General features: G+C 44.1%; 19 protein-coding genes. 3 read left to right on the top strand and 16 right to left on the bottom strand.

The features are described 5' to 3' along the window. On the bottom strand, nucleotides 1–780 hold the full coding sequence (locus D0X99_RS04920) for a hypothetical protein (protein ID WP_119476540.1): 780 nt from the start codon (nucleotides 778–780) through the stop codon (nucleotides 1–3). A 306-nt stretch (nucleotides 781–1,086) separates the two neighbouring features. On the opposite strand from D0X99_RS04920, the gene D0X99_RS04915 reads away from it, so the two are divergent. Continuing rightward, complete coding sequence (locus tag D0X99_RS04915) at nucleotides 1,087–1,674, top strand: YceI family protein (RefSeq protein WP_119476539.1); 588 nt, start codon at nucleotides 1,087–1,089, stop codon at nucleotides 1,672–1,674. A 97-nt stretch (nucleotides 1,675–1,771) separates the two neighbouring features. On the opposite strand, the gene D0X99_RS04910 is transcribed toward D0X99_RS04915, so the two are convergent. The 3 genes from D0X99_RS04910 to D0X99_RS04900 form a co-directional block, all read right to left on the bottom strand. After that, entirely contained in the window at nucleotides 1,772–4,447 is a 2,676-nt protein-coding gene (locus D0X99_RS04910; protein ID WP_158587674.1) for a TonB-dependent receptor, read from the bottom strand. Between the two features lie 67 nt (nucleotides 4,448–4,514). Beyond that, nucleotides 4,515–5,354 carry a GLPGLI family protein gene (locus D0X99_RS04905; RefSeq protein WP_119476952.1) on the bottom strand — a complete coding sequence of 280 codons (840 nt, stop codon included), beginning with the start codon at nucleotides 5,352–5,354 and terminating at the stop codon, nucleotides 4,515–4,517. 97 nt (nucleotides 5,355–5,451) lie between these two features. Beyond that, entirely contained in the window at nucleotides 5,452–6,279 is an 828-nt protein-coding gene (locus tag D0X99_RS04900) for a GLPGLI family protein (protein WP_119476537.1), read from the bottom strand. Between the two features lie 135 nt (nucleotides 6,280–6,414). Between D0X99_RS04900 and D0X99_RS04895 the strand changes: the two genes are divergently transcribed. Beyond that, the gene (locus D0X99_RS04895; protein WP_119476536.1) at nucleotides 6,415–8,049 is read left to right on the top strand and encodes a sensor histidine kinase; all 1,635 of its coding nucleotides are present in this window, start codon (nucleotides 6,415–6,417) and stop codon (nucleotides 8,047–8,049) included. Further along, complete coding sequence (locus D0X99_RS04890; RefSeq protein WP_119476535.1) at nucleotides 8,046–8,726, top strand: response regulator transcription factor; 681 nt, start codon at nucleotides 8,046–8,048, stop codon at nucleotides 8,724–8,726. Before D0X99_RS04895 ends, D0X99_RS04890 begins: the two co-directional genes overlap by 4 nt. A 1-nt stretch (nucleotide 8,727) precedes the next feature. Here the strand turns inward: D0X99_RS04890 and D0X99_RS04885 are convergent, their stop codons facing one another. From D0X99_RS04885 to D0X99_RS04830, 12 genes are all read right to left on the bottom strand, one after another. Further along, nucleotides 8,728–11,043, bottom strand: a complete 2,316-nt coding sequence (locus D0X99_RS04885) for a TolB family protein (protein WP_119476534.1) — start codon at nucleotides 11,041–11,043, stop codon at nucleotides 8,728–8,730. Nucleotides 11,044–11,144: 101 nt separating this feature from the next. Continuing rightward, on the bottom strand, nucleotides 11,145–11,852 hold the full coding sequence (locus tag D0X99_RS04880; protein WP_199708012.1) for a hypothetical protein: 708 nt from the start codon (nucleotides 11,850–11,852) through the stop codon (nucleotides 11,145–11,147). A gap of 23 nt (nucleotides 11,853–11,875) precedes the next feature. Beyond that, a complete protein-coding gene (locus D0X99_RS04875) occupies nucleotides 11,876–12,397 on the bottom strand; it encodes a DinB family protein (protein WP_119476533.1) in 522 nt (173 codons plus the stop codon). A gap of 79 nt (nucleotides 12,398–12,476) precedes the next feature. Then, entirely contained in the window at nucleotides 12,477–13,061 is a 585-nt protein-coding gene (locus tag D0X99_RS04870) for a Crp/Fnr family transcriptional regulator (protein WP_119476532.1), read from the bottom strand. 68 nt (nucleotides 13,062–13,129) lie between these two features. Then, nucleotides 13,130–14,536, bottom strand: a complete 1,407-nt coding sequence (locus tag D0X99_RS04865) for a sulfatase (RefSeq protein ID WP_233553654.1) — start codon at nucleotides 14,534–14,536, stop codon at nucleotides 13,130–13,132. Between the two features lie 268 nt (nucleotides 14,537–14,804). Continuing rightward, nucleotides 14,805–15,500, bottom strand: coding sequence for a DUF2490 domain-containing protein (locus D0X99_RS04860; RefSeq protein ID WP_119476530.1), 696 nt, complete (start codon nucleotides 15,498–15,500; stop codon nucleotides 14,805–14,807). Between the two features lie 52 nt (nucleotides 15,501–15,552). After that, nucleotides 15,553–16,320 (bottom strand): carbonic anhydrase, encoded by a 768-nt coding sequence (locus tag D0X99_RS04855; RefSeq protein WP_199708009.1) that lies wholly within the window; start codon nucleotides 16,318–16,320, stop codon nucleotides 15,553–15,555. A 107-nt stretch (nucleotides 16,321–16,427) separates the two neighbouring features. Further along, nucleotides 16,428–16,724, bottom strand: a complete 297-nt coding sequence (locus D0X99_RS04850; RefSeq protein ID WP_147392187.1) for a hypothetical protein — start codon at nucleotides 16,722–16,724, stop codon at nucleotides 16,428–16,430. A gap of 242 nt (nucleotides 16,725–16,966) precedes the next feature. Next, nucleotides 16,967–17,833: a sugar phosphate isomerase/epimerase family protein gene (locus D0X99_RS04845; RefSeq protein WP_119476528.1), complete on the bottom strand. Its 867-nt coding sequence runs from the start codon at nucleotides 17,831–17,833 to the stop codon at nucleotides 16,967–16,969. Between the two features lie 141 nt (nucleotides 17,834–17,974). Continuing rightward, entirely contained in the window at nucleotides 17,975–19,669 is a 1,695-nt protein-coding gene (locus tag D0X99_RS04840; RefSeq protein ID WP_119476527.1) for a GMC oxidoreductase, read from the bottom strand. Nucleotides 19,670–19,681: 12 nt separating this feature from the next. After that, nucleotides 19,682–20,215: a gluconate 2-dehydrogenase subunit 3 family protein gene (locus D0X99_RS04835; RefSeq protein WP_119476526.1), complete on the bottom strand. Its 534-nt coding sequence runs from the start codon at nucleotides 20,213–20,215 to the stop codon at nucleotides 19,682–19,684. A gap of 109 nt (nucleotides 20,216–20,324) precedes the next feature. Next, on the bottom strand, nucleotides 20,325–22,673 hold the full coding sequence (locus tag D0X99_RS04830; protein ID WP_119476525.1) for a patatin-like phospholipase family protein: 2,349 nt from the start codon (nucleotides 22,671–22,673) through the stop codon (nucleotides 20,325–20,327). Nucleotides 22,674–22,691: the final 18 nt, after the last annotated feature.

Genomic DNA, 22,691 nt, shown 5'->3' with positions numbered 1-22,691 from the left:
TTACAGCTTTTGTTTAGGAGTAGTCCTATTTGAGATTAGAAACCTCAATCCAATCGAGAAAAAACTGTCATTTACCAGGGTGTAATCGCCTATTGGCTCTCCAAGGGTGGAATAGTTATACTGAAGCTCCAACTTGACACCGGGAAGTCCCCCTCGGATCATTAGTCCCGGTTCAAACAAAATCTGATTGTCATTTTGATCGAAATACACACCAGGGTCGATCTGTTGTCCATTTTGAACAAAATTGAAATCGTCCTTTTGGGTATAAGTCAGGTAAGCAATCCTAGGAGTCAAGGCGATGTCAAAATATCGGGATGAAAATGCAACACTCGGCTGAAAAAAGGGCTTGAGGAATTTCACATTGATATACTCCCCTTGATTCACGCGTGATTTGTTTTGGATGCTACCTGTGCCAATTCCAGCAAAAGCTTCGTAGAGAAACAGTTTTTCCGCATCTCCTCCAAATAGCCCTCCTCCGAGTTCAAAATAGGAACCACTTCCTTCCCATTCATCATCAGCATAAGGATCATCGCCTTTCAAGGAATAGAAACTGGACATTACAGCCACTTTGTCGGAAACCGAATAGGCTCCCTGAAGCCCTATCCCATCTGAATCCCAAGCACCAAAGCCCACGGAATAGGCTGCCTGACCGGAAAACTCTCCCTTCTCCTGAAACAAAGGGACGTTTTGGCCAATTGTAGAATACAAAACAGGCCCACAGGAACTCAAAAAAGTGGAGAGGAACAGTAGAGAAATTCGAATAATCAAAAGTGATTTCATGAGTATGCGGTTTTATGTGAGCCACTATCTGAACTTCAAATACTATCCTATTTTAGTAAAAACCCGTTTGCTATTGATTGATTTTCGTCACCCTTTTTCAAAAGTTTATTGTTTCCAAAACCAATCTAAATTTCCTAAACCTGACTTTTCACACCCCTATTAGCCAATTTCATCCTGAAAATTGACCTTTTATCCAGTATCACAAACCTTATCGAATTTGTCCGTTAAACAATTTGGCTTTAAAAAAGTCAAAGAGTAGAGATTGTTTAAAAAACCAAGTTTAATTAACCAAACCATTTAAATCTTATGAAATTGATTACGACATTAATTCTGTCATTCAGTGCACTGTTTACCTTTAGCGAAAACGCTACTCCACCTGTTTCAGTAAACAAAACCGAAAGCACCGTAACCTGGAAAGCTGCGAAAGTAACCGGCGAACACTGGGGATATGTGCCCATCTCAAACGCCAATCTTGACTATTCTAAAGGCAAAATCACCGGAGGTTCATTTGAGATGGACATGGTCAACCTGACCGTAGAAGATTTGACAGATCCTAAATCCAAAGGAAACCTAACAAACCACCTCAAGTCTGATGATTTCTTTTCCGTGGAAAAATTCAACAAATCCACTTTCAAAATCACCGATGCAAAATCCAGCAACGGAACAGACTACACCATCACCGGAACATTGACCATCAAAGGCATCAGCCAGACAGTTTCCTTCCCTGCCAAAGTAAGCGTAGCTGGAAACAAAATGACTGCAACCGGACAGATTACCTTTGACCGTACCAAATTCGATATCAAATACAGATCAGGAAGCTATTTCGAAGATCTTGCAGACAAGATGATTTACGATGAGGTGAAACTTGACGTGAAATTGGTAGCGACTGTTTAATTGAAAAAAAATTCTAAAAATTGAAAAATCAGGCTTGGAAGTAATTCCAAGCCTTTTTTGTTTCTCTTTCTATACCCAATAGAGCATTTTTCTACTCTTACAGGTCAAATTTCACCGTCAGCAAACCATACCTGGGCTGAACCAAATAGGCGTAAGTGCTGATCAGGTTTTCGCTGAAGCTGTCCCTGCGGATCGAGCGGGTATCAAGCATATTCCAAACCGAAATTCGGAATTCCCAAGGACTGGATTTACCCTGATAGCTCAAGAAAGCATTTAAAAACTCAAAATCACTTCGAATTCCACTGGCCTTGTTCAAGTAAGAGTTGTAAGTGTAATCTGCATTTAGCTTAAGTCCTTTCCAGATGTCCAAATCGATTTCGATCTTGGGACTGTGGGTGGTGAAGGTGTTTTTGATTTCCCCGGAATTGTAGGCATTGGCGGTGAAAGAGTAGCCCAAGTCCACCTCCAAAACTTTGAAAAAGGTGGTCGTGGCCTTGAAATCATAAGTCTGTGAAAACTGCTCATTTCGGGTAGGGTTTTCATCGAGAACGAGGTTGGTAGAGAAGGCATTCCATCCCCCTCCCGCTTCAAATTTGAATTTATTATACCTTTTGTCCAGTCTTACATCCCCGTTGAGAGTTTCATTGACAGGTTCCACATTCAGCACTGAAAGGAGTCGGTTGATTCCCGCAAAATCCGTCGTCGTGATAAGTTCATCATGCTTGCGCTGCCAGTTGAGATTTCCAAAGATGTTGAGCCCGGAGAACATGTCGAAATGGGTGTAATCCAGGGTATGGGTATAAAAGAGCCCATTGTCCAAGAATCGGTTTCCCTGGAAAATGGCATTGTAATCCTGAATCACATAGCCTTGGGCCAACTTCTGGATATCCATGAAATTGGCTTCGGATTGGAAGCGATAAGTAAGGGATTTGTTGGTCTTTATGCTCCATTTCGAATAAAATCCGGGTAAAGCCAGAACTTTGTCGTAGCTCAGCTCCTCTCCTAGTTGTCGATCCTGCCAGGCGTATCTGTGGAGATAGACGGAAGGACTGAGTATGAATTTCTTCCATTTGGTTTTGTAGGTCAGACCGAGGTAGATATCCTGGAGGCCGTATTCATTGTCGTTTTCAAATTCTTCGAAAACCTCTTCCGAACCCACTTGATTCAAGGTTCCAGTTAGACCTTGGTAAATGTTTTGGTAGCCCAAAGATCCATTCAGGTGATTGGTCGAGTTGAGAATGTGGTAATAATTGAAGGCCCCTTCAATGGTCCTGGTGTTGATTTCCTGCTGCTGGAGAAACTGGTAGCTCTCTCCGTCCAGAATAGGAAGCAAGTTCACAAACGGCTTCAGGTTAGTGGTCAAATCGTAAAGCGGATCTGAGAATTTCTTCTCCCAGTTTACCTCCATGGAGTAAACCCGCTTTTCGGAAGGGGCATGATACCATTCCCCTTTTTGTTGCAGACTGTAAGGAGTTCGAGATTGGACCGTTGCTAGATTTTGCTCGATTTGACCAAAATTGGAATTCAGGAAATTGCTGTTCTCGATATCTGCTAGCTTTCCGAAGAAGCTGTATTTGAAATAAGTTTCTTCCTTGGGAGTAAAGGTCAGACCATACTTGAGCAAGCCGGATTGATTCTCCACCCGACTCGCAGAAGTAAGCAATTCCTGATTGTTTTCCCCTGAATTCAGATAAGTCCGAAGTGAAGAGCTTCCAAGTTTATTATCAGAAGATGAACCGATCAGAAAACCGGAATGCCTCCATTTTTTGCTGGGTGTGTAATTAAAATTGAACGCTCCGAGTGTGGTTTCAAGGGAAGCTGCATTATCCCTGGTAGCCATTGGAATGCCCAGATCATCGGCACTGAGAGAAACCCTTGATCCTGTCCTACCTCCCAATCCAGCCATACCTCCGCTAAACCGGAAATAGTCCTGGAGGGTAAAAGTCTGCTCGCCCACATTGTTGGTACCCGCAATCAGGTTGAGGTTGAGTTTGGGGGCGTAGTAAAAAGTATTTGCATGTCCGAGGTAGCGCTCCTGAGGGCCTGCGCCTGCAGTAAGGTCACCAAAGACCATGTTCTTTTTTCCTTCTTTGAGCTGTATGTTTAACGCCAGCGTTTCGTCGTTGTCCAATCCTCGGATCGGAGAAATTTCATTGAAGTTTTTTAAGACCTGAACCCGATCCACCGCGTTGGCCGGAAGGTTTTTGGTCGCCAGTTTGGTATCCCCGTCAAAGAAAGTTTTTCCATCCACGAGCACCTTGTCCACCTTCTTCCCCTGGACCTTTACGTCACCATTGTCATCGATCTGAAAACCCGGAAGTTTCTCCAGTACATCCTCCAGTTTTCGCTCGGTGCCCGTGGTGAATGCATCGGTTTTGTAAGTCAGAGTATCCCCTTTCATGGTTACGGGCATCTCCGAAACTACCTCTACCAGCCCAAGTTCCGTATCGCTTTGCTCGAGAACAATTTGCATTTGGACTTCCGAATCCCAGTCTGAAATAAGTCTTTCAAACTGCTTATATCCCACAAAAGAGACTCGTAGCAAGTATTCCGAACCCGGAGCCAAAGTGATCTTGAATCGCCCTTCCTCATTGGTTATTCCAAAGCCCCCGATTTTCTGGGTGCTTTGATTGATGGCCACCACATTGGCATAGGCTATGGGACGGTCAAGAGAATCCAGCACTTGTCCTATTAGAGGTTTGTTTTGGGCAAATGCTACTGTGGAAATCAGGAAAATAATGACAAAGGCAAAAGTTTGCTTTAAAAAAGGCATAGTTGGTTTAGTTTTCATTTTCTGGTAAGACCTGCCAGATTTTTAAAACTTGTCAGGTCTAGTCCTGTCAATTTCCAATTCGAATGGTAAATTGATTGCCGGAGCCTGGTTTGCCTTGGTATTGATTCATCATCTGCTTCATGCTTTCTTCCTGGACAGCGCGAAACTCCTCCCGATTGACCACCTTGCCTCTTTTTGGTTGCTCGATTATCACTGGTTCGGAGGAAGGATTCAGTTCGATTTTTTCACAGATGAGTGTTCTTCCTTGGTTTTGAACTTCAAGAATCAATCCGGGTAGTCCAAAATAATTTTCCGGACCGTGGGAAACAGGAATTTCGGGAGTAAACCAAGCAGTGACACGGATAGTGTCTTTGACGTTTTCCATTTCGGTCATCCCGGTGGAAAACCTTTGCGAATCGACGATTCGAGTGTAGGTTGCTTTCTGGGCGGTATAGTTTCCGATTTTTTTGGATTCGCCGGTAAGTTCCCACTCGGGTGTTTCTAGGTCATCCTTCACCAGAAACTCCTTTCCCATCATGTCTTCTTCACGCTGGAAGGTCTGGTCTGCCAGGTTTTTATACAATACCCTGTCCTGACTTCCTGTATTGATTACCATCGTCATCCCACCTGAAGAAGCTGTAGCTGGCCCCCCGCCGAGACTTTCCGCCTGCTTCCAGTTGGATTCCGTCTGGGTAAAAGAAAGGATGTAGTCACGTTCCATTTGCTTCTTGAGTTGGGCCTGAATTTCGGCCATCTGTTCAGGAGCCATTTGGGTGGAATCCATTTGAAGTTGGATCGAACTGGAGGATTTGTAGTAGGCTCTTCCTGTCAGACCTTGGCCAAGAGCCTGAGGAATAGTCACACTCAGAAAAAAGAGAGGGACAAGTATTAGAAATTTGGCATTCATAGTGTTGATTTTTATTTCTAGTTGAAGTTGCGTTTTGTTTTCGGTACAAACCAATAAAAAGGAATCAAACCAAAGCGTTAAGCACTGTTAACGTGTGTTAACCTCCTACCCGGATTCTTTTCTCATTTTCTCCAGGTTTTCCTTGATAGCGATTTTCCAATTGTTTGATGCTTTCTTTTTGCATCGCATCAAACTCTTTGCTGCTTAAGACTTTTCCTTGACTTGGAATCTGGATCTCGACAGGAGTACCGGAGGGATTGAGTTCGATTTTCTCACAATGGTAGGCCCTCCCTCCATTGTGTACTTCCAAGATCAAACCCGGCAATCCAAAATAATTTTCCGGCCCGTGGGCCACCGGGATTTCCGAAGTATACCAGGCAATAATCTGAATGGAATCCTTGACATTTTCCATTTCAACCATCTCTGCAGAAAATCCCTTAGAATCTATTATTTGGGTAAAAACAGCCTTTCGTACTGTGAATTCACCGATCTTTTTGGTCTCCTCAACCAACTCCCACGCTAGTGATTCTAAATCATCTTGGATCAAAAATTCCTTGCCCATAAACTCCTGCTCCTGCACATAGCTTTGATCTACGAGGTTTTTATAAAGGATTTCATTTCCACTTCCAGAAAGGCTAATGGTCATTCCATCGAAATCGGATGGATCGGTGTCTCCAGCTAAAGTTTCGGACTGTTTCCAATTGGACTCAGTCTGGGAAAATGTCAGGACAAATTCCCTTTGCCAAGGTTTCTTCATGATTTCATGGGCTTCTGCAATTTCCTCAGGACTCATATCAGCGCTGTCTATCCTGATCATGATCTGATTGGAGGCTTGGTAATAAGCCCTGCCAGTAAGTTGCTGGGAGAAACTAGAATTAAACCCAACCATCAAAAAAATAAGTAGTATTAGAATTTTTGTTTTCATAACAGCTTTGGATTTACTGATTTGGAAAATTGATGAATACAAACCAACCCAAAGTGAAAAAGGAAAAGCGTTAAGCACTGTTAACGTGTGTTAACCTCATTTTTTCGCTTTTCCATAAGCTCCTAATTTAGCCTCGTGAAAAAGCTGCAATTCAAGCGAATAGGATTTTTGATCGGATTTACTCTACTGGTAAGCATTGGGGTCCAGGCTTGGCGAATGTATACCCAAGTCCATATTCTCAAAACCCAACTCCTCGTCGACATCCAGCAAAGTCTAGATAATGCTGTGGAAACCTACTTTGCAGAGCGTGCAAAGACTGATGTAATCACCCTGACCGACGAGCTAATCCCCGGAAGTCCTTTCAGAGAAATTGACAGTGATACTAGCCCTTCCCAAAACTTAACTAGAATCAGTGTTCAAAGGTCTGCCAACTCAGAAATGAGGAGTCCAGGTACCCCACCGATTCAAAATTCCTATGACTCAATCACTTTCCCCAAAGAATTTCTAGATCGGGTAGGAAAAAGCGATTTGGTTTTCCGATCCCTTTCTGAGGCACAAAGAGAAAACGTGGAATTGGATTCCATTTTATGGAAAAATGTATCTGAAGATTCTATGCATACCATTATTCGTATGAATTCTTCTCCCAGGATCGGAAGAGATCAAGCAAACAATCTGGGCATTTTTCTAGGGAGATCAGCCGCCGACAGCCTCGAACAGATGAAGTTTTTGACCAACAAAATTATCATCTCCATTACTCGGGATTCATTGGATCTTAACCAAATCGACAGTTTGCTTCAGGAAGAACTTAGACGAAAAAGAATTGAAATTAATTACAAACTCCTTCAAGTCAACAGAAGTTTGCCACAATTAGGTGAAGCTCCTCAGTCCTCGGAAAAATCCAAGGCTTCAAAACCAGAAATGCAATTCACCGTTTCACGGTCCACTTTTTTGCCACCGGGGCAGAGTTTGGAATTGTATTTTGAAAACACCACCCTGACTCTCCTGAAGCGTGGAGTCATCGAAATCGGAATGTCCTTGACATTTATAGGAATCATCGCCTACGCTTTCTATTTCCTTTACCAAACCATCAAAAACCAAAAGGAAATCGCCGAGATCAAGCAGGACTTGATCGCCAACATCACCCACGAGTTCAAAACTCCGATCGCCACTACACTTTCTGCCATCGAGGGAATTCAGCAGTTTAATCCAGAAAATGACCCTGCAAAAACCAGCAGATACCTTGGGATTTCTAAAAACCAAATGCTCAAACTGAACCAAATGGTGGAAAAGCTACTGGAGACTGCCACCTTGGATTCTGATCAGTTGGTGCTTAAAAAGGAGCAAATCGAACCTGAGGTACTTTTGCGCCTGCTGGTCCAGAAATTTCAAACGTTGGCACCGGAAAAGCACATCGACTTGATCTTGCCGGCCCACTGCAAACCCATTTTCGCTGATTCCTTCCATTTTGAAAATGCTTTATCCAATCTGATTGACAATGCGATAAAGTATGGTGGAAATGAAATCCGAATTTGCCTTGATCAAAACGGAATGAACAAAATCCGCATCCACGACAATGGCGGAACAATCCCATCGGAGCAAAAAGATCGGGTCTTTGAGCAATTCTATCGAATCCCAAAAGGTGATGTTCATGATGTGAAAGGCTTTGGAATTGGCCTCTACTACGTCAAAAAAATCCTGGAAAAGCACGAAGGAAAGATCGAATTGGAAACCGGAAAGCAGTCTACCACCTTTATCACCTACTGGCCATGAGCAAAATCAATGTGATACTCGCTGAAGATGAAGTGGCTTTGGGCATGATCATTCAGGAAAGTCTGGAAAGCCGGGATTTCAAAGTGCGACTGTGTTCCGATGGACAAAAAGCCTGGGAAAGCTACCAATCTCAAAAGCCCGATGTACTGGTCCTCGATGTGATGATGCCAAAGAAGGACGGATTTTCCCTAGCCGCTGAAATCCGAAAAATCGATCCCCATACCCCGATCATTTTCCTGACTTCCAAAAGCCAAACAGAAGACGTGGTCAAGGGCTTTGGACTCGGGGCAAACGACTACGTGCGCAAACCCTTCAGCATGGAGGAACTCATCGTGCGGATTAAAGCTCATCTGGATAAAATCCGGGTTCGCCAAAGTCAAAGTGATTGGATCACATTGGGGAAGTATGAATTTCACCCTACTCGCCAACTACTCAAATTTGCAAAAACCGAAACTCCACTGACAGCCCGGGAAAGTCAACTGCTCCAAATGCTTTTGGAAAATGCAAACGACATTACAGACCGAACGCTGATTCTGAACCAAATCTGGGGTTCGGATGACTTTTTCAATGCCCGCAGCATGGACGTATTCATCACCAAGCTCCGTAAAAAACTTCAGGATGATCCCGCCATTCAGATTCTGAATGTGCGGGGCTATGGGTTTAAGCTGGTGTGTTGAATTAATTTGGCAATGCTGGTACCCAAAGCGGAGCTCCTTCCTCCCATTTATTATGCGTCAGTTTGACTTTCTTCCCATCACTGATCCGCATAGCTACAATTTCCCCATACATCTGAGGTGAAAACAGGAAACTTTGAACCAAGGGTTGCTCATCGTTGATCCCAAACTCCTCGGTGGTATAGATGATCCATTCCCCATCAGGAGAAAAATGGGCGTGTGCATCCTGACCTTCACTGAATGTCAATTGCCGTGGACTTGACCATTCCCCTGATTGGGATTTTTCGGATAGATACAAATCCATGGTCTTTATCCCTTCCCCTACATCCAAACCATGTGCGTCGGAGGAAAAGATAATTTTTCTTCCATCCCGGGATATTGCAGGAAAAGTCTCACGATCGGGACTTTGGGTCAGATTTAGAATTTGCTCACCTTCCTGGACAAAAATGTCATGCGAGCCATCCCGATCACTTCTGAAAACCATGGTTTTATTATCCTCTGAAAAATCCCCAAAGCCGTCGTTAAAGTTTGATTGAGTTTTTCTTGAGGGCTCTTGTTCGATAAAATCCCAAAGCCAAACCGAGCCTTTCATCCCCGGAGCCCCTCTGAATGTACCCCGAGTCATCACCAGCCCCGATCCATCCGGAAGGTATTTCATGTCGATTGGAGAAGAATAAGCTGGGTGATTGGTCGGATCTGCTTCAATCTTCCCGATGATTTCAGAATCCATGTTCTCATAATTTACCCGAACCAAATCACCAGACAGGAGAAGGAATCTATTTGAAAAAAGCCCAAAAACAGCGCAAAGAACGGCGAGTGCAAAACCTGAAATAGACACAATTCTCCAGGAGCCTGAAATCGGCAATTGTCTTTCTTTAAGATTTTTAGCTTTTCTGGAAATCAAAAATCCCAGACCTAAAAAAACGAGGAATAGAACTCCCATGAGGATCGGCAATTGATCATATGCCGGAAGATTCATCACGAACAAACTGAAGAAAACTGCCACTACCACTACCAAAGAGAGGAGGACAGAAACTCCAAAAAGCAGATTCTTCCAGAAAGGAACTACTTTTCTCCTCGAGATGGAAAAACTAAGGAGAGCAATAGCAATACCTAAAACCAGGAGAATCAAAAAAGTGCCCAAGTAAAAAAATCCCGAGGCGAACTTACCGATCAACTCCGTCGGATTATCCGGATTCTCATAATGATCGAATACCAAAAAACTTCCTTTTGGATCTGGAGGAGCAGCAAAAGCTCTTCTCACCCCAAAAATCGTGACATCTGTTGAGTCAACTCTACTTTGCCAGGGAGTCCCTGCTGCCAACAACTGACCGGGAAATCCTCCACGATTTATTTCTGTTTCTTTGGCTGTAGGTGCGCCATGTGCTACCATCAGATTCCCTGGCCCAGTGCTGACATTAAAAAAATCCTCTATGCCTGAGTTAAGCGTGTCGATTTCATTGGTTTGGCTATTGAATTCCAAAAGATAGACCCTGTCTTTTTCCCTGTTGAGGGAAGAAAATGCATATCGATTTTGTCCCAACCAATGGGGGGAAATAGCCATGTAAGAACTATCAGTTAAAACTTTCTGATCCTTGCCATCCGCCTTCATGGTGGCAATTCCGGGTGTTTTACCATGGCGAAGAGAATAAAAATAGATTTCACTTCCATCTTCGGACCATTTGGGACTACCGTCCCAGGTATCGGAATTTGTCAATCGGGTCAGGTCTGAACCATCCGCTTTTATCTTATAGATTTCACCTGTTCTCTGCATGGAAAAGGGATTCTGCTCATCAGGCTTGACTTTATAATCCCTGTCGGAAGAAAAAGCTACCCATTGCCCGTCAGGAGAATAAGATGGACGAAAATCTCCTCCGGGATGATTGGTCAAATTGATGGCTTTAGAAACATCCAAAAGAGAATCCGGCTGAAAAGGGATGTGGTAGATTTCAGCATTCCCTTCATGAGAGCCCACAAAGGCAATAAATTTTCCATCCAAAGAGAAAACAGCCTGATCTTGGAATGAATCACTCTTCAACAATAACCGAGGATCGGATGTCCCATCTATGGGTTGAATGTATAGCTGAGGAATACCGCTTCGTTCAGAAGTAAAAACTACCCACTTTCCGTCCGGAGAAATGACAGCATCATAATCCAAAGCCGGGTGATCCGTGAATTTTGAAAAAGTCTTTCCCTGATCTTTTGACAAGTAAATATCAAAGGCATCAGGAGTGAAGGAGGAGAAAAAAATTCGTTGTTTTTGGGCAATGGAAGAAAATGCTATGATCAGAAAACTTACAGTGAAGAGAAGGTTTTTCATAGCGCTGGTGGATTTAAGTAATTAATTTATAATTAATTACCATAAAACCTCGCAAAAAGACTTTTCGAAATTGAATTACCAGTTAGGTGTTTTTTACCATATTAATTAGTTGTTCCTTCATGAATGATCTTTAGCTCTTTAAAAAATCCCTCGGTTCCGATATCCACCCAAAGGCCTATGGAGCCTGAAGTGGTGGAACCCAGCATTTCTTTAACCAGAAAGGCAGGAGCTTTTTGATCGTTGAGATAAAGCGTAGCTGATTTATCCATGAATTCGATTCGTACGGTAATCCATTCGTCCAACCCGATGTCTGCATAAGTTTCATATTCCCCCTTGGATTCCGCCCGGAGTCGGTCGAATTTGTATTCCGGATAAGCGAAATATTGGATAGTGTGATTTCTCCTAAACTGGTCATCTGCCCTTCCATTGGTGGGCCGGAGGTAAATGGATTCAAAGGCGGAATTGTCAGCGTTGACCCGAAAAGCGAGTCCAATAAATCCCCTGGCCAATGCTGGAGCTGTGGGGAGTAATCGGCTGAGGACCTTCACTTCCACGGTGCCATTTTCCAGATTCACTCCTTTCAATTTGACAAAAGTGGGTTCATCTACAGTCTCACCCATTTTATTTGGATCAAAGGCGAGGGATTCCAAATCCCGCTCCACCCTTAATACTTCCTCGCCATTCAGTTGAACTACCGAGGCTTTCACATGGGAGATATCAAATTCCTTACCTTCAAAAAAAATGGTTTGAGCCTGCACTCCATAGATCATGGAGCACAGGCTCAATATTGTCAGTTTCAACTTATTCATGGGTTGAAAGCAGGGTATTGGAATTAAAACAACTTTTCCTGCGGAGGTGTAGCTCCCGCCAAACGGATGTAAACTGTCGTCTGCCCTCTGTGGTGAGTCTGATGTTCAAAACACTTCTCCAAAGCCTTTCCTTTGCTCATGTCAAACCGGCCAAAGAGCTTAGTCGCCTCATTCAGTTGGGCAGGGTTCATGGTTTTGATGCTGTTAATGACAAAATCATAGCCTGCCATCACGAGTTTGGTCACGTTTTCCTTGGATTGATCTGTGGCTTTTTCGGATTCCCCCATTCCCACGGGACTGGCAACACCGGTAGCAGCGGATGCAAAACCATAATTTCCATCGGTCAGGTGAAGCATTTGCTGTGCGAAAGAACGCATTTCCGGGGTTGGTTTGAGGGCATAGCCTTCAGCTGGCATGGCGTCGAGGTATTCTTTGGTGTAAACCTTGGCGCGTTCCCAGTCTTTGAGCATTTCGTCGATGGGAGATTGGGCTTGTCCAAAAGTGCTGATGCCTAGAAGAAGGCAAAGTGTGCAAAGGATTTTCATAACATTTGATTTTTGATGTAAAAGAAGGTACAAAATTCCTGAAGATTCCTGGCCCTAACCCTTAACCTAGATTAAGAAATCAACCCTTGGACTGGAGGTTTTTGCGGATTTTACTCAAAAATTCCGGAGTGATGCCGAGATAGGAAGCAATCTGAATATTGGGAAGGCGATGAAAAAGTTGTGGATACTGTTCCAAAAAAGCCAAATACCGTTGCTGTGCTGTTGAACTGAAATTTTGAAGCACCCGATTTTGAAGCTCAATGTATTTGTGATCGATCATGACTTTAAAAATCCGGTTGAGCTTGGAAACATGGGTAAACAAAAAGAATAAATCCTGTTGTTGAATCTGAAGTACTTCGGAAGCTTCCAACGCCTCAATGTTTAACTGACTGGATTTTTGGGTATAAAAACTTCCAATATCGGCGATCCAGTCATTCTCTGCGGCAAACTGAATATTGTGTTCAAAGCCTTTGTCATCGACCCCGAACATCCGAAAGCAGCCTTTGACCACAAAGGTATATTTCCTGCAAACCTCCCCTGCCGATAAAATTTTCTCCCTCCGCTTCACCAATCTGAATTCAAATCGATCCTCAACCAGAGCTTTTTCACCCTGATTTAACGGGATAAAACTTTCGAGATGATCGAGAAGGACAGGATGGGACATGGGGAGAAATAACGGTAAACTTTGGAAAAGCTCAAAATTCAAAAAGGGCGGCTACCATTGCATACTTATCACTTCACTTCCGGCAATCTCGCATCGGTCTCCTTCCACCAGTTTTCCAATTTGGTTTTCAGCTGAGAAGCGATAAAAGGAAGCTGCTTGGCCAGATTTTTCTCTTCCAGGGGATCATTGGAAAGATCATAGAGTTCGGCTTCCGACCCGTCAAAATAATGGATCATTTTGTAATCCCCCGACCTAACAATGGAATAAGGAACGACATCAGGAGTTCGGTAGTGAGGAAAATGCCAAAACAGATCTCTCCCTACTTCTTCTTCCGGGTTTTCAAGGACAGCCCTTAGACTTTGACCATCAAAACCTTCCAGTTCAGGCTCACCCAGATAATCCAAAATCGTCGGAATCCAGTCCATTGTCATGATTGGAGTGGCGGACACTTCACCAGCTGCAACTTTAAAAGGCCATCTGACGATGGTCGGAATCCGGATTCCTCCTTCGTAGGGATATCCTTTGTAAGACCTTAATCCCAGATTAATCGTCACTGGGTTTTGGGGATTTCCGATGAGGCCCCCGTTATCCGAAGTAAAAATTATAAGGGTATTTTCACGTAATCCCAATCGGTCCAACTCCTTCAAAACCTTTCCAACATTTTGATCCAGATTTTCCACCAAGGCCGCATAGGTGGGATTTTTTTGGATTCCGGGAGTTTTTGCCTTGTACTTATCCACCAAATCACTCGGCCCCATGATCGGAGTGTGAACTGCATAAGGTGCCCAGTGAATGAAAAACCTTTCTTGTTGGTTTTGGATGAAATTCACGATTTCGTCCCCTTCCCGGTCGGTCAGAAACTCACCTTCTTTTCGGGGAGGCACATTCTTCAATACATAGTCTTTCGAGGCATTTTTGGCCAAATAGGGATCAAAATAGCTAGGCGGCTGCCCCAGATCATTCCCCCCGATGTTGACATCAAATCCCTGGTCTTCGGGATGATTTCCCTCTTCACCCAAATGCCATTTTCCAACGTGAAGATTGGTATAACCATATTCCTTCAAGCGCTCCGCAAGGGTCACTTCTTCCAGAGGCAAGAAGCCCTGATTTTTGGGTGTGCGGAGCTTTTGACCATCATTTTCTTCCAAATCGGTAGGCAAAGCCATCCCTGAACCTCCTTGGAATTTTGCACGGATCCAGTCCGTTATTCCTGTACGCGCAGGGTATTTCCCAGTTAAAAGCGCAGCACGGGAGGGGGAACAAATCGCTGCTGCGGAATAGGATTGGGTGAAAAGCATTCCTTCGGCAGCTAATCGGTCAAGGTTCGGAGTATCATAAAAATCACTTCCAAACACACCCAAATCGGTAGAGCCCAAATCATCCACATGAATCAGAAGGATATTGAAGTCTTCCTTTTCCTGGGAAAAAGCCGGCAAGGATAAAAAGACCAGAAAGTAAAGGATCAATCGGTTCACCGGAATTTTAATTATGGGTTTGATAAAATCAATTCATTAAAAAAATCAGCCAAAGGCTATAATCCAGCCGTTTGTACCAGTAATTATTTTCATTAGGTAGGTTTATTCAGTTTAGTAAAAAGTCAGAGGAAACCGGGAAGGTAATTGCAGGCCTTCCCGAGCCTCTGCACCATTTTTAGACGCAGTAAGAAATTCAAACTTTTCCAAAATTTCAAACTTTCGGAAAATTAACTCACAAAAAAACCGGGATCGCCCGGCTTTTGTATTTTCAGAAGTTATGGTGAACCCCGACTTGAAGCTGCGGCTTTGTATATGCCACCGTGGTCTGGTTCATCACTCCCAGCTGCATTCTTAAATTATTCCGTAACCCATATCCTAATCCGGTGTAGAAACGATTCCTGTCAAACAGTTGCACGGTACGGCCGTCACCGATATCGGTTTGCCCGTTGATAAAGATCTCATTATAAAGCGCCAAATAGACTACGCCCTTTTTGAGTTCCTGTCCATTCAAAGGAACATTCATAAATAAAGTATACCGATATCTGGTGCGAAAATCCTGGTTTTCGAGCCAACGCTGCTCATACCGGAATCGATGAGTCAGGTAAAACCTTCCGCCTACCTTTTGGGGCAAAAGCGCCTCCTGATAGATCCGATGCTCCACAGAGGTACGGTCGCTTTCTCCAAATTCTCCCGTAGCGATGAAGGCGTAACCCAAGGTAAAGGTAACGTTGGTGTTCTTAGGCTGATAGGTTACTCCTGTTCTCAGGAGAAGCTGCTCAAGATCACCTCCAATGTTCCAGTTTCGAAACTGATAATCTCCTTGGATGCCAAACTGACTGCCCTTAAACTTCTTTGTAAAAAAGTACATGTACCAAGCCCCAAGCTGATCATCATCTATGACGGACTGGGCTTGTGCTACTCCAACTGTCAGCCAGAGCAAACAAATTAATAGGTATTTTTTCATCTTTTCCAGAATGAGCGGCAACCTGATAGGTTACCGCTCCTGATTTAGCTCCTTATTTGGAATACTTTGGCAGACTGGTGATCGTCTCCTCTATAAAGTTTACATATCCTGTGCTAATATCATAGACAGCGCCTACAATCACCACTTCGCCGCTTTGGTACCTTCTGCTGAGTACCGGCTCCAAGCCTCTCAGCATATTCACTTGCTCGATCACATTTTCTCTTACCGCAGCAGAAAGTACTTGATTTTCCGGAAGATTCATTTCTTTAACCCGCAAAGCTGCAGGTTTGATGGAATTGATCAGCGTCACAATGTGACCTGGAGGATTTGCAGGGAGCTTGATCGCCGCGTCTACCGCACCACAGGATTCATGTCCCAACACTACGATCAGCTTGGTCTTCAGTGCCTCCACCGAAAACTCAATGGTCCCAAAAGATGCCTCAGCCATTACCTGACCTGCTGTCCGGGTAATGAACAAATCCCCCACTCCTTGATCAAAGATGATCTCATTGGGCACCCGGCTGTCGGCACATCCCACAATGGTCGCAAATGGAGCTTGGCCGGATTTATTGTTGATCAAGTCAGCATCCGTCTGCCGGGGGCGGATACTTTTATTGTCAGTAAATCTCCTGTTGCCATAAATCAACTTCTTCAATCCATAGTAGGGATCTGCATAGGCACTATCTCGATCCGCGAAGTATTGATTGGGTTTTACTTTAAGAAACTGAATCACTTCGGGACTCAATTGCTGCGCTTGTGTTTCAAAAGAAAATAGAAAGAATACTCCCACTAGGAAGCATAGGTATTTTGAACTAGTCATGGTAGTTGGATAATAATTTTAAAGAATAAGAAAAGATCTTTCAAGCTCGATTTGAGCAAAAGAATCATAAGTTGAAAGTCAAAAGGGAGTCCCTCGACTGGAAAAAACTAAGCTTCAGGGGGGATTTCGGCTAATAAATTACCTCCCAAGGGAAAAAATAGTTCGGTAAAACCTAAGGCAACTTCAAAGCCATTTCCGATTCTGGAAAGATGGAAAGATTCAATCCATTCGAATCCGATCTTTATCTCCTCCTCCTTTTCTTCCAATTCCTCCAGTAAATCAATCTCCTGTTGCCAGATCTTATTGATTTCTATTCCATCTTTTAAATACATCGCACCCAATAGAGAAACAGCACTAAAGGGTAGTTGAAGTATAAAGATGAGTAAGGAAACAGATAAGCGCATTTAAAGATCGATTGATCTCGTTAACAGCTTGTTCGCACTTTGGTTTTTATGGAAAAAAGAAATTTTATCCCAATAATCAAGGAATACAATAAGGTCGAAATGGAACGAATGAGCTTTCGAACCTGAAAATCAGACATTTTAGTAAATAAAAAATCAGCGATCGAAAGTTGAAAAAATACGACTCGATGGAAGCGACAACTTTTCCAAAGTTTCGAATTTTGGAAAAGTTGCGGCTAAAAACATCAATATTTCAAACTCTTCAGATAGGCAATGCTCTTGGGCAAAGCCTCCAACTCGTGATCGCTTTCATCTTCGATAAACATGTGCTTGATGCCGATTTTATTGGCTTCGCGAAGAATTGCCGGGAAGTCCAGTTCACCTTCTCCAAGCGGCACATCATTTTCAGGTCCGGTGAGTCCGGTCATATCCTTGGGAGCACCTTTTCTGAAATCCTTTAAGTGAAGTGACACCCAACGCTTTCCGTACTTTTTTAACAAGGCTGCAGGGTCTCCACCCCCAAAATGGGTCCACATCACGTCCATTTGCAAGGAAACGAACTTGGGATCGGTATTTTCTACCAGGTAATCAAATAAAGTCCCTTTTTCATAAGGCTGAAATTCATACCCATGGACGTGATATTTAAAGGTAATTCCATTCTCCTTCAGGACTTTGCCTCCTTCGTTGAATGCCTTGATCGCCCGGTCGGCGTCAGCCTTGCTGAATTCACCTCTTTTGTGAGGAATCCAGGCGCACATCACATACTTGGCACCTAGGGCCTTAGCCCGGTCTGCCACCGCTTGTGGGTCTGACTCCAATTGCTCGAAACCTGTTCCTGTGGAAGGAATCGCAATTCCCCGCTGCTGGCACATTTCTTTGAATTGCTCGGGACTTACTCCCTGAGGAGCACCGCCTTCAAATTCGGTAAATCCCATTTTTTGGATGATGTCGAGAGTTTGAGGCACTCCGTTTTTCCACTGATTCCGGAAGGTATAGGAGGCAATCCCAAGCGGAACCTTAAGCATCGGGTCGCCTTTTTTCTGGGCATGAGTTTCCTGAGGAGTTATCATCCAAGCAAAAGCAAGGAGAAGTAGGACAAGGGAATTTTTCATAGGTTATTTTTCTTTGTCAACGGTCTACAGACGACAGTCTACAGCCGATCCGCTTAAAGTTTATGATTTTGTGCTGATTTAGGAACCAAATGCTTGAATCTATCAACCAGCAGCTGTGGTCCGTGGACTATGGACTGTAGACTATAAATTCATTTTTTTCAACTCCTCTACGGCATAATTTGCTGCCCGGGCAGTCAAGGTCATAAAGGTCAGCGTGGGGTTTTGTGTACTTCCGCTAGTCATACAGGCTCCATCGGTGACAAACACATTTTTGCAATGGTGAAGCTGATTGTACTTGTTGAGCAGGGAGGTCTTTGGATCATTTCCCATTCGTACTCCACCCATTTCATGAATATCTGACCCTGGAGGTGCTCCAGAGTCTTCGACTTTAATGTTTTTGAAGCCCATTCGCTCGAACATCTCGGACTGCTGCTGGACAAAGTCTGCGGTCATCTTGTTGTCATTCTCCTTCCACTCCACCGACATGATGATTTTTGGAATTCCATACTTGTCTTTTTCATCTGAAGAAAGTCGCAAATGGTTGGACTCATCGGGAACCATCTCCCCCTGCATCCAGGCTGACATTCCCCAAAGACCATAGCTTGGATTGAGCAATTTGTCACGAAGTGCATTTCCGATCAGTTCACCATTGCCATCCAATTGACGGCTACCTGACATCCCAATCGCATATCCCCGGAGAAAATCTGTTTCCTGACTGTAGACATTCCGGAATCTTGGAACATAGGCATGTCCCGGATTTCTACCGTCATTGAATTTGTCCAGAAAACCTTCAAAAGTCGCATAGCCTTTACCTCGATAGTTGTGACAAGTGATGAATTTACCCATCAGTCCGTTGTCATTCCCAAGTCCGTTAGGAAAGCGAGTGGACTTGGAATTGAGCAAAATCGCATTGGAATTGATTGTTGAAGCATTTACAAAAATGATTTTTGCATAAAACTCAATCGCTTCCTTGGTATGTCGATCGATGATCCTGACTCCGGTCGCTTTTCCTTGTTGCTCATCGTAAATGATGGATTCAACTACCGAATCAGGACGCAGGGTCAAGTTGCCGGTTTTTTCTGCCCAAGGCAATGTCGATGCATTGGCGGAAAAATACCCTCCATACACACAGCCTCTGTTACACATATTCTGGTTTTGGCACTTATTTCGGCCTTGATCCTTGTGAATCTGCTGCGGATCTGTCAAATGCGCACAACGTCCCTGTATCAGGTGGCGGTCCCCATACATTTCTTTAAGTTGCTGTTTGTAGTAGGTTTCAATGCAGCTTAATTCAAAACCTGGCTGCACCACCTGATCAGGAAGCACGTCCAATCCATCCCGGCTACCGGCAAACCCCACAAATGTCTCCACATAGGTGTACCAAGGCTCCATGTCCTTGTACCGTATCGGCCAATCAACGGCATACCCATCCCGCGCCGGACCTTCCCAATCAAAGTCTGACCAACGCTGGGTTCCCCGTGCCCAAAGCAGAGACTTACCTCCGACATGATAGCCTCGGAACCAGCGGAATGGTTTTTCTTCTATGTAAGGTTGCTCGTCTTCTGCCATTGCCCAATGCATGGTTTCTTCCCTTTTCCATTGAGCTGCACCAATCCCTGACCGCTTGTCGATAGGAACTACACCCCGAAATTCGAACTCCCAGGGCGCTTTGGAGGCGGTGGGGTAATCTTCAATATGCCTGACCATTCTCCCGCGTTCAAGGACTAGCGTTTTTAGCCCTTTTTCGCAAAGTTCCTTGGCTGCCCAGCCTCCGGATGCACCCGAACCGATCACGATCGCATCATAGGTGCGCTTATCTTTTGAATCTTGTAACATGTCGTTTGGTGATTAAACTTGGGGAACGTCCACACATCCGTGATAAAAACCTGGAGCAACTTGGTAGCCCCTGTAGTCGGCCATGACTTCTTTTACGGTAGTAAAACCCATGATCGTATTGGATCGCATCAAGTCGTAAAACTTGTTTTCATCCTCATTTTCAGAATCTTTCAACGCCATCAGTGCTTTTTCCCGTTCTTCTTGGGAAAGATCTTCAAAACCCGACTTTTTTAGGGATTTCAACTGAGCTTTGATCAATTCCTGATCTTCCTTTTCATAGCATTGCTCGAAAAGTTTGATCAAAAACTGATCTGTTCCTGTACTCAGCGCTCCGATAGGTTGCGCATCAGGAGTAGGCAGCTTAGGAGGAAGGCCAGCGGGGATTAAAGTGTCCGCGATCACCGAGATCAATTGCTCATCATCGAAGCTGAAAAAGCCGGTATGAGCGATCCGATCCACGATTTGCCACTTCCAATCGGCAAAAACCAAACCGGCGATTCCAGCCACGGATCCACCGATGATTTTGAGGGATTTACGTCTATCCATAGTATTCGGTATTTTGGGCAAATACAGAATGACAAGATAGATTTTTTTGAAAAAAGCCGGAGTAAATCGGGATATAATTCCACCAACGGAAATTATATCCCAATCTGGTTTAGCGATCTGAATAATTAAAAGAAAGACCGATTGAGAAATAGGTCCTCAGCTTTTTGTCGGCAGAATTGCTCGAAACACCAAATGAAATCGGTCCCATGATCGAATTGTAAGAAATATCGGCACCATAGCCAAAATAGGTCTCATCTCGGAAGACTTTATCCGGAAATTCTGTCTCATCTAAGGGGTATTGTTTGCTGAAGCCGAGAAAATTAAGCCCTCCACGCAGAAATATCTTTTTTACAGGGACAAACTGGAGTTCTGCACCGGCTTTGATGAAATTTGGAGTAGACACCTCAGCGTAATTCAAGCCCCAAAATCGGGTGTCGCCAAATCGGATGTTTTGATATCCCCCTACATAGAAATCCTGGAAAATCTTAGAACCTTCCTCGGTAGAAAGCACCAAACCACCTGCCACTTCAGGCCTGAATTGAAACTTCGGACTCAATCTTAAAAATTTGGAATACCGACCATAAAGCGTTGCATGAGGCTTTGGAGTCAGCGTTTCGACCAGCTTATCCAGAGTAGTCACCGGAACAGGAATCAGTTCTCCGTCTGAGTCAAGGAACAAGGTATCCACTCCGGACTCCAAGTTTAGCCCAATCCAATCCTGAATATTGAAAACCGATTCAATCAATCCCTCCGCACCTTTTGTCGGGAAATTGCGGTCATTCTGCGAATTGCGGTAATAGCGGAATTTTATTCCCATGTAGCGCTGGTATGCACTTTTGATACCTTCCGAAAAAATTGAGTTAAATCGGAATTTGGAATTGCTGTTTTCAAAAATCATCCCAAATGAAAAAGCCTGCTGAAGGGAGGAAGTTGAAATCAACAATGCCTCAGCCCTGGAATTTTTTACAACAGTAAGGTTCTGTTCTTCTCCATTTTCATAAGTCGGTAATTCCTGGTTGAGGTAATTCAAGCGCAGATTGAAGGCGAACTTTTTACTTGGGCCCACATACTTGTAGTGGTCGATCCGGAACTTGGGATTTTCGGATATGTCTGCAATTACAACCGTACGTGAAGATTTACCAATAAGATCCCTCGCCGTGTAATTCAAAAGGATTCCTGCGGAAAACTGGTTGTCGTAGTGAATGGATGTATTGAGAAGTTTTGATGGTTTTTCTTTCACTCGGATCTGAAGGGCATAATCGTTTGCACCTGAGGGAACAAGGCTGTAATCCACCTTGTAAAAACCATTCATTCCAAAAACCCTGTTGATGCCCTCCTGCAACTCGTCTCGAGTCACTTCATCCCCAGCCTGAAGTCCCAGTTTGGATAAAATCAAGGGAGTAGGAAACAAGGAATTTCCTATCACACTGATGTCTTTAAACCGAATGGCACGGGCTTCCAATCCTATACCTTGAGCATGATCCGAAAGTCCAAGGCTATCGGCAACCCGCTTGAATTCGGGGTAAAACTTTTCCCCGGTTTCATCTCCGATTTTTAAGATGGCATCATAGTCTCCGAAGCTGGCTGTGCCGTAAGGCCCAAGTTCTGGCTTGATGTAAATGTCTGTGATTTTGATGTTTTCGGCAGTTTTACCAAGGGATTCTGCCATAGCAATCTGCATCAAAATAGCCCCAAAACCTTCCAGTTTCTCAGCTTTGATAAAATCCTCATCGCTTACATTGACCCCGATGACAAAGTCTGCGCCCATTTCCCTTACCACATCTACGGGAAAATTATTGACCACCCCACCATCCACTACCATGGTGCTGTCCAACTGAAATGCGGTAAATGCAGTAGGAATGGCAATGCTCGATCGGAGTGCATCGTGGAGGTATCCGTCTTTGAAAATTACCGGCTTACCGGTACTGATATCAGTAGCGATGCATCGAAAAGGAATCGGGAATTCATCAAAGTTTTGATACTTCCTGGCAGGCCAGGTATAGTAATGCAAAACCTCAGAGAGCATTTGTCCCTCAATCAGTCCTGAAGGAAGTGAAATTTTTCCGTTCCGAATAGGGAATTCAAGCAGGTACCGATTGTAGTATTCCTTTTCCTCAAAGGCAATATTTTCAAAGCTTACCCGGTTGGAAATGATCAAATCCCAATCAATCCCACGGATGATTTTCTCCAACTCGTCAGCATTGTATCCCATTGCATAGAGGCCGCCTACGACCGAACCCATACTGGTGCCTACGACGTAATCCGGGCGGATCCCGGCTTTTTCCATAGCCCGAATCACGCCCACATGAGCCATTCCTTTGGCTCCACCACCACTGAGAACCAAACCTATTTTGGGCCGATCATCCGCTGATTGAACTTGCTGAAATGCGTTTGATTCGCCACATATTCCTGTCAAAAGCACTAAAAACAAACATATCAGCGTGCACTTCCTTTTCATAAAATCAAAATCAGCCCA

The organism is Algoriphagus lacus, assembly GCF_003583985.1.
Lineage (GTDB): Bacteria > Bacteroidota > Bacteroidia > Cytophagales > Cyclobacteriaceae > Algoriphagus > Algoriphagus lacus.
The sequence above is the reverse complement of the archived record's forward strand: the minus strand, read 5'-3'. Positions and strand labels throughout refer to the sequence as shown.